Annotated in this window: 8 protein-coding genes; 4 read left to right on the forward strand and 4 right to left on the reverse strand. The window is 56.0% G+C overall.

Going from position 1 to position 12,251, the window contains the following annotated elements; genetic code table 11:
• The first annotated feature begins 124 nt into the window (after positions 1-124).
• Complete coding sequence (locus tag Q1A74_RS14175) at positions 125-2,878, forward strand: M1 family metallopeptidase (protein ID WP_299597459.1); 2,754 nt, start codon at positions 125-127, stop codon at positions 2,876-2,878.
• A gap of 62 nt (positions 2,879-2,940) precedes the next feature.
• Here the strand turns inward: Q1A74_RS14175 and Q1A74_RS14180 are convergent, their stop codons facing one another.
• The 3 genes from Q1A74_RS14180 to Q1A74_RS14190 all read right to left on the reverse strand — a co-directional run bounded on the left by Q1A74_RS14180 (position 2,941) and on the right by Q1A74_RS14190 (position 7,930).
• Positions 2,941-4,419, reverse strand: a complete 1,479-nt coding sequence (locus Q1A74_RS14180) for a sulfotransferase (RefSeq protein WP_299597463.1) — start codon at positions 4,417-4,419, stop codon at positions 2,941-2,943.
• A gap of 87 nt (positions 4,420-4,506) precedes the next feature.
• A complete protein-coding gene (locus Q1A74_RS14185) occupies positions 4,507-6,885 on the reverse strand; it encodes a TonB-dependent receptor (RefSeq protein ID WP_299597466.1) in 2,379 nt (792 codons plus the stop codon).
• Positions 6,886-7,075: 190 nt separating this feature from the next.
• On the reverse strand, positions 7,076-7,930 hold the full coding sequence (locus tag Q1A74_RS14190; protein ID WP_299597469.1) for a carbon-nitrogen hydrolase family protein: 855 nt from the start codon (positions 7,928-7,930) through the stop codon (positions 7,076-7,078).
• Between the two features lie 317 nt (positions 7,931-8,247).
• Here Q1A74_RS14190 and Q1A74_RS14195 point away from each other — a divergent pair, with 317 nt between their 5' ends.
• Positions 8,248-9,483 carry an MFS transporter gene (locus Q1A74_RS14195; RefSeq protein ID WP_299597472.1) on the forward strand — a complete coding sequence of 412 codons (1,236 nt, stop codon included), beginning with the start codon at positions 8,248-8,250 and terminating at the stop codon, positions 9,481-9,483.
• 8 nt (positions 9,484-9,491) lie between these two features.
• Here Q1A74_RS14195 and orn read toward each other — a convergent pair whose 3' ends face one another.
• Complete coding sequence (gene orn, locus Q1A74_RS14200; protein ID WP_299597475.1) at positions 9,492-10,067, reverse strand: oligoribonuclease; 576 nt, start codon at positions 10,065-10,067, stop codon at positions 9,492-9,494.
• Positions 10,068-10,150: 83 nt separating this feature from the next.
• On the opposite strand from orn, the gene rsgA reads away from it, so the two are divergent.
• A complete protein-coding gene (gene rsgA, locus Q1A74_RS14205) occupies positions 10,151-11,182 on the forward strand; it encodes a small ribosomal subunit biogenesis GTPase RsgA (RefSeq protein ID WP_299597478.1) in 1,032 nt (343 codons plus the stop codon).
• Between the two features lie 33 nt (positions 11,183-11,215).
• Positions 11,216-12,022, forward strand: coding sequence for a sulfurtransferase (locus tag Q1A74_RS14210; RefSeq protein ID WP_299597481.1), 807 nt, complete (start codon positions 11,216-11,218; stop codon positions 12,020-12,022).
• Positions 12,023-12,251: the final 229 nt, after the last annotated feature.

Genomic DNA, 12,251 nt, shown 5'->3' on the forward strand with positions numbered 1-12,251 from the left:
CACGAAGCTCTCCACCGAGCTGGCACCAGGCTCAACCTGTCCCACCCACCCTGCAAACCATCCCACCCGACCCGCTACAATAAGGAAAACCCGCGAACCATCCATTCCAAAGCAAAGATTGAACATGCGAATTCTTACCCTTCCGGCCCTGCTTGCCGGGCTGATACTGCTCACCGCCTGCGGCTCCGACAACAAAACCACTACAGACCCCTCCGGGGAAAAAAGCGCAGCGCAAACAACCAGCAGCGAACAAGCCGCCACAGAAAACGCGGAAACAGAATCCAGCGTCGAAGAACAACCACCTGCCGGCAAACTCCCCGACGGTGTCCGCCCCAGCGCCTATCGCCTCGACCTAACCCTCGATCCCCGCGAAGACACCTTCCACGGCCAGGTCGAAATCGACATAGAAATCGACAAAGCCACCGACCACATCTGGATGCACGGCAACAACATCGACGTCGCCAACATCAAAGCCATCGTGCCGGCCGAGGGCGACAAAATCGTCCCCGCCCACTACCGGCAGATGCTCGACAGCGGCGTCGTACGCGTCGACTTCGCCGGCGGCGTGCCCGCGGGCAAAATCACCCTGCGCATCCAATACAGCGCCCCGTTTGATAAGAACCTCGCCGGCCTGTTCAAGGTCGAAGAAAAAGGCGATGCCTACGCCCTGGCCAAATCCGAATCCATCCAGGCGCGCCGCTTCCTGCCCGGCTTCGACGAACCCGGACTCAAAGCCACCTACGACATCCGCCTCACCATTCCCAAGGGCTACAAAGCCATCAGCAACGGCCCCGAAACCGAGCGTGTCGATGCGGGCAACGGCATGGAAAAAGTCACCTTCGCCCAGACCCGCCCCATGCCCACCTATCTGCTGTCCCTCGCCGTCGGCCCCTTCGATGTCGTCGAGCGCCCGGCCATCCCCGCCAACAAATACCGCAAAGAAGCGCTGCCCCTGCGCGGCTTCGCGCGCAAAGGCCGCGGCAAGGACATGGCGTACGTGCTGGATAAAACCCCGGAAATGCTGCGCATTTTTGAAGAGCAGCTTCAGCGCCCCTACCCCTTCCGCAAGCTGGACATTATTGCCGCACCGCAATGGCCCAGCGGCGCCACCGAACTCTCCGCCGCCATCACCTACCGCGAGCAACGCATTCTGGTAGAAGGCGATGAACCCGCCCCCGGCCTGCGCCTGGCCCTGCTCGGGGTACACGCCCACGAGATTGCCCACATGTGGTTCGGCAACCTGGTCACCCCGCCCTGGTGGGACGATTTATGGCTGAAAGAAGGCTTCGCCACCTGGGGCACACCCCTGGCACTCACCATCATGGAACCGGACGGCGGCCACGACCTGAACGCCGCCGTGCGCGCTATAGGCGCGATGAAACTGGATTCCCTCGCCAGCACCCGCGCCATTCGCGAGCCGATCACCGACAACAACAATATCCGCAACGCCTACGACGCCATCACCTACGCCAAAAGCCTCGGCGTTATCCACATGGTGGACCAGTACTTCGGCGCGAACACCTTCCGCCCGGCACTCGGCCGCTATATCGAACAGTTTGCCGATGGCGTGGCGGACTCGCCGGATTTCTACAAAGTGATCGGCGATGAAACCGAGAGCCCACAACTGACCGAAACCTTTCGGACTTTTGTGGAACAGAAAGGCGTACCACTGCTGAGCCTGAGCGTGGATTGCAGCACGGAAGGCGATGCGAAGATGCGGGTCAAACAACAGCGCTACAAGCCGCTGGGTTCGCCCATTTCCGAAACCGGCCAGCAATGGAGCATTCCGGTTTGTATGCGCGGCAGCTCCGGCGTGGCTCAGTGCGAGTTTCTGAGCGACAGCCAGCAGGAAATTGCGGTATCCGGCGGCGCCTGCCCCCAGTGGGTCATGCCGAACGCCAATGGCAGCGGCTACTACCGTTTCAATATGGAAGAAAAACACTGGCAGGCACTGCTCGACCAGTTCGAAAACCTGAACCCCACCGAGCGCCTGTCAGTGATCGACAGCGCCTTCGCCGCGTTTGAAGCGGGCGAACTGAAACCCGCTACTCTGCTGGAAGTCGTGCGTCTCTCCGCAACCTCCGACAAACGCCAGGTAGTGGAAGCGCCGCTGGGCTACCTCGCCAAGTACGCCGACCACTATGTGGACAAGGACAACGCAAAGAACTGGCAGGACTTTCTGAAGAAACAGTACGCTAAAAAAGCACAGGCCCTGGCCGACAACAGCGACTCGGAAAGCAAGTTGCTGCGCAGCCGCCTGCTCGGTTTCCTGGCCCTGGAAGGGCAAGACCAGGAGACCCGTAAACAGCTGCAACAACGCGCCGAGCAATTTACCGGTTTCCGCGGTGAGCGCGATGCCAAGGCACTGGACTCCGACCTGTACGAAGCTGCGCTCACCGTCGCCATCCAGGATTCCGGCAAGGAATTTCTCGATCACCTGATCCAGGTGCGCAGTGAGCTGGACGACCCGCTGTTCGACAATGCCAGCGCCAACGCCATCGGCCGCGTCACCGACCCGTCGCAACTGGATACCATCCACAGCCTGGCCCTGAGCGAAGACATGGGTGCACGGGAAGCGTTCGGCCTGATTCAGAATGCCCTGATCGAACCGGACCTTCAGGCAAAGAACTGGCAGTGGCTACAGGATAACTTCGCTGCGGTAGTGGCAAAGATTCCGGAGCAGTGGCGACGCAACACCCCGCGTTTTGCCGCCAATTTCTGTGATCAGCAATCGCTCGAGCAAGTGCAGATGCTGTTTACCCAACAGGAAAAACTGGTGCCCGGATACCAGCGGGCGCTGGCACAGACTGAAGAAGGGATAAACCTGTGTGTGGCACAGAAAGGTAAGGGGCAGGAGTTAGTGGGCAGCTTGAAATAGCCAGATCACCACTAGAAACAAAAATGGCAGCCTTGGCTGCCATTTTTATAGATGGAAGTATTTCAATCTAAGGGAATCCCCGCACGCTCTAACTGTTCAGCCAGCGGCGCAAGTTGCGACTCATAGTGTCGCCAACGCTCCACTGCTGTTTTATACAGTGGAGAACGAACCTGAGCCGAACTCGCTGTAGCGACCGCGCTTTTATTTTTGTGAAAATCACCACAGGATTCTTCCCAATCCAAGCCGATTCTTTCTACTAGAGCCCGAGCATCACGATCAAAATGATGCACGAGATCCTCATAACGCTGAAAGGTCACACTGTTCGCCAACGACGTCCGCCAGCGCTCCTTCAAATTCCAGTAGGCTACATAGTAGAAACCAAGCTCTTTTAAATCGTAAGAAAATGGATATCCCATCTGAAACAGTGTTTTAAACATGCCAAAACAAGAGTCCATCGGGTGGCGCTCCATCCAGATAGTGGTCGACGAAGGCATGGATCGCGCGATCAAACCCGCATACAGGAAATTAAGCGGTGTCTTGTCGATCAATTTCAAGCTATTTCCCGGATAATTGTTAATCCGTTTTAGGTAGCCCGCAGCGATAGCCTTCGGAGACCACTGTGCAGTTTCCTGAATCAAGGTTTCTTTGGTGAGCTTCTTACCGGCTGTAACCATCAGGGACATTGGGAAATCTGTAATTTCACCAAGACTCCCACAGTCACTATGGCTTGAAAGGATACGATCGACTAACGTAGTTCCGGACCGCGGTAAGCCACAAACAAATACCATGCGAGAACCGTCGAGACCAGTTTCGATATCACTTTCAAACTCCGCATTAAAGGCTTTTCCGTGTTGATCACCGATCAGCGCTAGTGCGCGCACATCATCCTCAACACGGTATTGCATACCCCGTCGGCGAATCCGAGCGCCCTGCTGAAAACTCGAAAATGCCTGATCGTATTCTCCTAGGTCTTCCAGCTCCTTACCTAGTGCGAAATGGAGTTGAATACGCTCCGATACGGGCAAACTCGAGCGAGACAACATCGCCAGAACCCGATCTACACTATTCTTTTCTCGAGTTGCTTTCTCGAGCCCGCTCAACACCTGCTGCGCCTGTCCATCAGTTGGAAACTGCTCAAGCAGATTCTGCAGCACACTTTCAGCTTCGGCGATCTCTCCCACCGCCACCAAGTTCGCGGCCAGGTTATACCGCGCATCCCGGTCTCCGCTTTTCGCCAACTCCCGGTAGATTTCAACCCCTGTCGGAATTTTCTGACATTGCGTCATCAACTGCGCGCATTCAGCCAGATGGCGAAGATCCGTGTTGGCTCGCGATTGATATTCGTCAAGCAGTTGACCAGCCCGAGCATGTTCTCCAACAAACATTAGGCAGCGAATGGTATGAGGGAAAAGAATTAGGGAATCTGGCGAGCATCGTCGTGCATCCAGTAAAACAGTAAGCGCTTGAGAAAACTGATTTTCCTGCAAGTGCCGATTGGCCTGCTTAATCGCCACAATGGCAGAATCGCTGTCAGTAACCAAACTCGTTCACCTGGGTCAAAGCAAAAAAAGGGGCGCTAAGCGCCCCTGAATCATATCAACAATAACGAGGTCACACGCAACCGATACTTAGAAAACCAAGCTCAGGTTAGCGCCAACAGTACGCGGCAACGCGAGAAACTCTTTAGAGCCATTACCAAAGTAGTTCTGTGACGGGTCTGTTCCCATATATTCCTCTTTGAATACACCGGTGGTTCCCGCTTCATTGGTGAGATTCTTAGCAAACAGTGTTGCTGTCCACCAGTCACCGGCAAGGCCAATATGGCCGTCTACAATCGCAAAGCCGTCCAGTTCTTCGGCAAAGCGCGGGCTTTCACTGGCTGCGTTGGTGGTCGACGACTGGTAGTAACCGGCCAGGCGCGCGATCAAATTAAGGCCACCGTCGCCAATCGGCGCACTGTAGTCCAGTGTGGAAGTCAAGGTATGTTCTGGAGCCCCCGGCAGCCGGGTACCTGCTCCGGTGATGTGGCCACCAATGGGCGAGATCAGATCATCATCGAGCTCCGCTTTCACATAAGCATAACCGAGCCCATAAGACAGGCTCTCGGTCAAGCTTCCTTGCAGCTCAAATTCGATACCGCTGGTACTCGCGTTTTCACCATTGGCGACAACGTAAAAACCGCTAGGCGTCGAAGTATTGATCTGGACATCATCCCAGTCGACCATAAAGGCAGCCAAGGTGTAACGTGCACCGCCTAACGTGCCCTTGATACCAAATTCGGTGTTAAGCACGGAGTCTGAATCGTAATCAAGCCAAGCATCGCTTTCCTCAAAATTACCGGAAAGAGGCACAGCATTATTGCCGCCACGGCGATAACCTTCAGAAACCGTAACGTAGGCCATGGTGTCTTCATTGATATCGTAGGCTACGTTGCCTTTAAATAGGGTTCCCGAGTCCGCAGTGGTGCGATTCTCGTAAACAGCGTCGCCGATAACCCCCGGGCCCCACAGCGGCAAGTCCATAAACACATCGGACTCATACTCGTTATCGAAATAGCGGGCACCTAAAGTAAAGTGCAGGCGGTCGAGGTGCCAGGTGGCCTCACCGTAAATGGCATTTTCGGTGAAGTTGTCCTCGCGGTCGTAATCCCAGTCCTGATCAGTTGCAACAAGGTCGATTCCCCATGCGGCTTCCGCCCAGCGGTCAAAGCCGCGCAGGTAACTTTGCTGAGCGCCGGCTGTATCCTGATCGATATGAAAAGCGCCGAGGGTCCAATCAAAATTACCGGACGTCTGGGAAACCAGACGTACTTCCTGAATGAATGCACTATCCTCATACTGGCGCACCGCCTGCGCCATTGGACGAGTATGGTTGTAGTAGAAACCACCAATCCATCCCAGTTGCGCGTAAAAGCCAGTATTTTCAGAAATTGATTCACCAACGTGATCGTATTGAGAAGTGGCTGAAGTCAAGGTCGCAAAGCCGAGATCGATATCGACTTCCAAGGACGTCATATCGGCTTCACGGCTGGACGGTTCAAGTTGGATAGACCCATTTTCGTAGTCATCGTACTGGTTGCCGAAACCATCACTACCCAGAGTTTGTTGACGTCGACCACCGATATCATCTTCCTGCATCATATGGGTCAGCACAGCTTCAATCTTTTCGTTGGGCTGCCATAACGCTGCTACTTTGGCATATTTGATATCGACGGTATCGGCATCCTCCACGCTGCGATAATCCGCATCAGGTGAAAGTACACCATTCGGAGCGGTCGGCAGGCCTTCATTGTCAAGTTGGTATACATTGACGTAATCGACTACACCCGCGCTATTAACAAAGCCCGCTGCTGCACGCACCGCAAAATTATCGGACAGCGGCACATTTACTACTGCATCACTGTAGTAATTCAGCCCCTCCGAACCGGCGGTAGAAGAAACACCCGAGTTGAGATTAACCTCTGCACCTTCAGTGCTGGGCTTACGGGTAATATAACGTACGGTACCGCCAAGTGAGCCAGAGCCATACAGAGTGCCTTGAGGACCGCGCAAAACCTCTACGCGCTCGAGGTCCTTCAAAATGAAGTTTGCGTATACCGGAGTACTGTTGATGTACGTGGACACGGTAGGCGAAGCTGAAAGTGCATAATCACCAAGAGCAGAACCGTCAACGTTTAAACCACGAATCATGATTCCGTTGATCACACCAGAGTTACGACTACCCCGATCGACAACAGCGACACCGGGAATACTACGCATCAATTCCGCTTGGTCAGTGATTTGAGCGGATACTAGTTCATCACCAGAAACCGCAGAAATATTGTAAGGAATATCCTGCATCGAAGCTTCACGACTGGTTGCCGTTACGATGATTTCTTCGATCGGTCCCTCGCTCTCTGTTTGTGCGAAAGACACCTGCGACACACTGAACAATGCTCCGGCAGACACTGCCGCTACGGCGCTGGCCAAAGTGGATTTGCTAAACCCCTGCTTGATTGGTTGTTTCATGATGCCCTCTGCTAGGTCTGGTTCTGTTATTTTGATTGGTCTTGTCTGGTGAAACTGCACCGACTTTTGTTGTGATTAGTTTTATATCTGGACCCTGGCCCATACCTAGTGCCAGTTAGTCTACAACGACTGGTCCAGTTTGTTGTGAGTGAAAAATCATCCTGTGAAAATGAATTCTGTGTGGCCAGTCTTACTCCGGCACTTTCAGCTCACCGAGCTGCTCCAGCGCGGGTGATACAGCGCCGGGTTGGTATTGTGGGTAGCGCACTTTACCGTCGCGGAAACTTTTCAATGTCTGGCCAAGGCCTTTCATTCCGCGCTCTCGCACCTGGGTAACTTTTTCTACATCGAGGTACAGAGAGATAATTTCTTCCTCTGTATCCGCTTCGTGGAGAGTATCTCCTTCCGGGCCGACGACGATGGAGCGACCATTACCCTGTGCGCCGGCACCGTTCACGTCGATGATGTAGCACTGATTCATAACGGCGCTGGCACGCACCATGGAGAGCTCGTCCTTGCGGTCGATGGTGTCGGTTTTGGTGGGATGGATGATGACCTCTGCACCCATCCAGACCATGGCTCGCGTGGTTTCCGGGAACCACATGTCATAACAGATTGAGACACCAAAGCGGCCGATTTCCGGCACGTCAAAAACGACGAACTGATCACCGGCGGTAACGCCTTTCTCATAGGGAAGGAACGGATAAATCTTGCGATAACGGGACACCACTTCCCCATCGGGATTGATCACCGGCGTGGTATTGAATACGGCGCTGCCGCATTTTTCGTACATAGAACCCGGGATCAGCCAGATACCAAGCTCCCGTGCGGTCCGACAAAAAGCGTCTTCCTCGGCGGAGGGCAGTTCCCGTGCATGCTGAGCACCCACACCGCGCAGAGCCAGTTCACTCAGCACAATCATCTTGACCCAGGGGTAGCGCAATTTGGTGCGCTGGATCTTCTGCAGCAACAACTCAAGGTTGTCTGCCTCATCCAGCTTCAATTGCAGCGCTGCTATTCCGAAAGACCTGCGGTTGCTACTCATCACACCGGTTCCTGATTCTGGATTATTGGTTTTGATTTTCTGGGACTATCCAGAGTGCCTGTCGTGGCCTGGATCAATACTGGCCCAGAGCCCGGCACAGCTATAGGGCCAGATGAGCGAGAGGCATGAGTCCAAAAGGCTTTCCTGCCCCCTTGAACGGTGATTGGATCCACCGAGAGCATCCATCTGGCACTATCCCGCGCGCTGTAATAAGTTAGCGTTGGTCCGGTACAGGAATCGTTCGCGCCCAGTGAGCACCCGCGCAGACGCCATAACAATCACAAGAACAAAGCCGATTAAATTTCGCCGGAGTACCCATGCAAAACCCTGCCAGATCCGCAGCAACAGACGCCCCCGACTCGGGCTATTCCGGCAATCAAGTTCCACAACCTGATGCTTCGGCAGGATTGCTGGTAAGCAATGGCTGGATTGCGAGTATTTTTCTCGCCTTTCTTTCCTCTGCCGGGCTCTACTACGTCAATATTTTTCCGGTGATTGTGGATGCGCTGATGGCAGGCGCGGGCCTGAGTGCGGAGCAGGCGGGCCAGATCACCTTTGCCAACACCATGGGTGCGGTAATCGGTGCGTTTACGGTTTCCTGGCTGATCCGACATATTCCCCGCTGGAAACGTGCCGCCGCCATTCTCCTATGCTGCTCCATCGGCATGGATGTACTGACCATTCAGCTCGCCAATCTGGACCTGCTGATTCCCCTGCGGCTGGTGCACGGGATGCTCGGTGGTGCGTTGGTGGGACTGGGTTTTGCGGTGATTGCCCGCAGTGGTATCGCAGGGCGCAGTTACAGCATGGTGTTACTGGTGCAGTACACCGGTGGCGCCATCGGGGTGGGATTTCTTCCGGCGCTTGTGGCCGAGCACGGCACATATGTGCCCTTTTATGCCCTGATCACCTTCAGCGCGATCACGCTGTTGATGCTGCCATTGATAGCGGACTACCCGCTGCCTACCGAAGAAGAAAAGCGCGTACAGGCAGAAAACAGGGTGCCACTGCCAATGCTCCCTATTGCGGTAACACTGCTGGCGCTGTTCTGCTTCCAGTTTGCCAACATGGCTCTGTTCGCGTTTATTTTTGATCTTGGCAAGTCTTTCGATTTGCCGCTTGGCTTTATCAGCCAGACTCTGTTCTGGGCGAACCTGATCGCGATCGGCGGTGCGGCACTGGCGGCTGTGACCGGGCAGAAACTCCCCCTGGCCAAACCTTTGGCGATCGCGCTAATCATCACCCTGGTGGGTTTGCTGATGTTTGTTTTCAGTGATATTCGCCCGGTATTCATTCTCGCCAACATCGTGACCGGAATGACCTGGGCCTTCTGCGTACCCTATTTTCTCACCATGGCATCGCGCTTTGATGCCGCCGGTCAGATGGGCGCTTTTGGCGGGTTTGCGTCCAAGCTCGGGCTCGCTTGTGGCCCGCTGGTCGCGGGGTACTTTATTACCGGTGGGGGTAGCTACACGCAGCTGATTATTCTGGCGACTACGGTGCTGGTGATCTGCCTGGCCGCTGTTCCCGCAGCCGCCAGGCTGGATCGATAGCCACCCAATCAGCTCATGCGGAAGAAATGTTCCCGGTAGTGCTTGAGCTCGTTGATGGAATCGTGAATGTCATCCAGGGCGAGATGTGAAGAGGTTTTCTTGACCCCATCGAGCACATCCGGGCGCCAGCGCCGCGCCAGCTCCTTCACCGAGCTGACATCCAGATTGCGGTAATGGAAGTAACGCTCCAGTAGCGGCATATACTTCACCAGGAAGCGTCGGTCCTGGCCGATGGAGTTGCCGCACATGGGCGATGCACCCTCGGGCACCCACTGTTGCAGGAACTCAATGGTATCCCGCTCGGCCAGGTGCTCACTGATCTGCGACTCTTTCACCCGCGCCACCAGTCCGGAGCCACCGTGCTGCTCCGTGTTCCAGTCGTCCATGGCGTTCAGCAGTGCATCGCTCTGATGAACCGCCATCACCGGCCCCTCCGCCAGCACATTCAGCCGAGAATCCGTCACCACGGTGGCGATCTCGATGATGCGCTCCTTCTCAGGATCGAGGCCGGTCATTTCCAGATCGATCCAGATCAGATTATTCTGATCCACAATAGTCTCCTTAATTGCCGCTGACGGCGCCATTATCAGTGAGGATAGCGGGCAAGTTACCGCAACCACCTATCGATGCAAGTTATAATCCGGCGCTTTCCGCAAACCGAGCCCTCATGAGCAAACGCAAACTCAACCGCCGCCAGCAGTGGCGTATCGCCAAAATCCAGGAGGAGCGGGAGGCCCGCGCGCGCAAGCGTGAGGAAAACCTCGAGCAGGCCGCGGAAATCGGCGACCTGGGGGCAGAGCAGACCGGCCTGGTCATCGCCAACTATGGCACCCAGGTCCTCGTCGAAAGCGTATCCGACAGCCGGTTACGACAGCGCTGCCACGTGCGCGCCAATATCGAAACCCTGGTAACCGGCGACACCGTGGCCTGGAATCCCGCTACCGGTGAGTCCACTGGCGGCCTCGGCGTGGTCGGCGCTCGCCTGCCCCGTCACTCGGAACTGCAGCGCCCGGACCGCTACGGCGATATGAAAACCGTGGCCGCGAATATTGACCGCATTCTGATCGTCATCGCACCCTTCCCCGAGCCGTTCGCCAACGCCATTGACCGCTATCTGGTGGCCGCGGAAACCACCGGTATCCAGCCGCTGCTGCTACTCAACAAAATCGACCTGATTGACGACAGCAATCGCGAAGAACTTGAAGAACTATTGGCGCCGTATCCGGATCTCGGCTATCCGGTACTGAAGTTATCCACCAAGACCGGGGAAGGCCTCGACGGGCTGCTCAAAACGCTCGCCGAAGGCACTAGCGTCTTTGTCGGCCAGTCCGGCGTCGGCAAATCCTCCCTGATCAACGGCCTGCTTCCGGGCACCGATGCCCGTACCGGCGCCCTGTCGGAAGCCACCGGCAAAGGCACCCACACCACGACCGCCGCGGAACTGTTTCACCTGCCCAGCGGCGGCGATCTGATAGACTCCCCGGGCATCCGCGAGTTCGGCATCTGGCATATGAGCGAGCAGGCACTGCTGGAAGGCTACGTCGAATTCCGCCCGTTTATCGGCTACTGCCGCTTCCGCGACTGCCGCCACCAGAGCGAACCCGGTTGTGCCATTCAGGGCGCCCTGGAGTGCGGCGACATCAGCCAGCGGCGCATGGACAGCTTTCTACATTTGCGCAACAGCCTGGAAAACGACTGAGCAAACCAAAGGCCACTCAACAAGGAACCCCACGTGAGCGATGTACCCCTGATCCTCGAACCGGAACAACTGGCACCACTGCTGGAGCACGAAGAAATCCGCGTCGTCGATTTAAGCGCGCCGGCCAACTACCAGGCCGGACACATCCCCGGCGCCCTCGGCCTCCCCTTCCAGGCCCTCATGGCCGGCACACCTCCGGCCCCGGGTAAACTGCCCTCCGTCGAGCGCCTCACCCAGGTCATGCGCGCCATCGGCCTCACCCCCGACACCCACATCGTCGCCTGCGACGACGAAGGCGGCGGCTGGGCCGCGCGCCTGCTGTGGACCCTCGAAGTGATTGGCCACAAAAAATACAGCTACCTGAACGGCGGTATGATCGCCTGGAAAAACGCCGGTCTACCGCTTACCAACGAAGACGTATCCGTCACCCCCAGCAGTATCGATATTCAGATTGCCAACGATGCGCCAATGATCGACGCGGAACAAATCCAACAGCGCCTGACTCAAAACGACCTGCAAATCTGGGACGCCCGCTCACCACAGGAGCACTCCGGTGAACGGGTACTGGCAATGAAAGGCGGGCACATTCCCGGCGCGATCAATTGTGAGTGGACACAGCTGATGGATCCTCAACGGGATCTGCGGATTCGCAAAGATGCGAAAGAATTTCTCGCCACACTGGGGATTGATGGGAAAAAAGAAATCGCGACCCACTGCCAGAGTCACCATCGATCGGCATTTACGTGGTTGGTGGGGAAATCTCTCGATTTTCCGATCAAGGCCTACCCGGGCTCTTGGAGCGAATGGGGCAACCTGCCGGATACGCCAGTGGAGAATTAAGCTTCTTGCTATCGCTCACTGGATTCTCGCCTTCGCGGGTATGACGATGACTGTCGGTCTGAGCCTTCGATCTCGCTAACGAAGAACAAAAACTTAAATCGCAGGTCAGGTGGCGGGGATTCGTTTTCGAAAGCGTCGCAAACAGGATGTTTGCGCCGCAGCGCCCAGGGATGGGTTCACAGCGGTTTCGAAAACGAATCCCCGGCGCCTGACCGCCACAGAACTACAA

This window comes from uncultured Microbulbifer sp., assembly GCF_947504145.1.
GTDB lineage: Bacteria > Pseudomonadota > Gammaproteobacteria > Pseudomonadales > Cellvibrionaceae > Microbulbifer.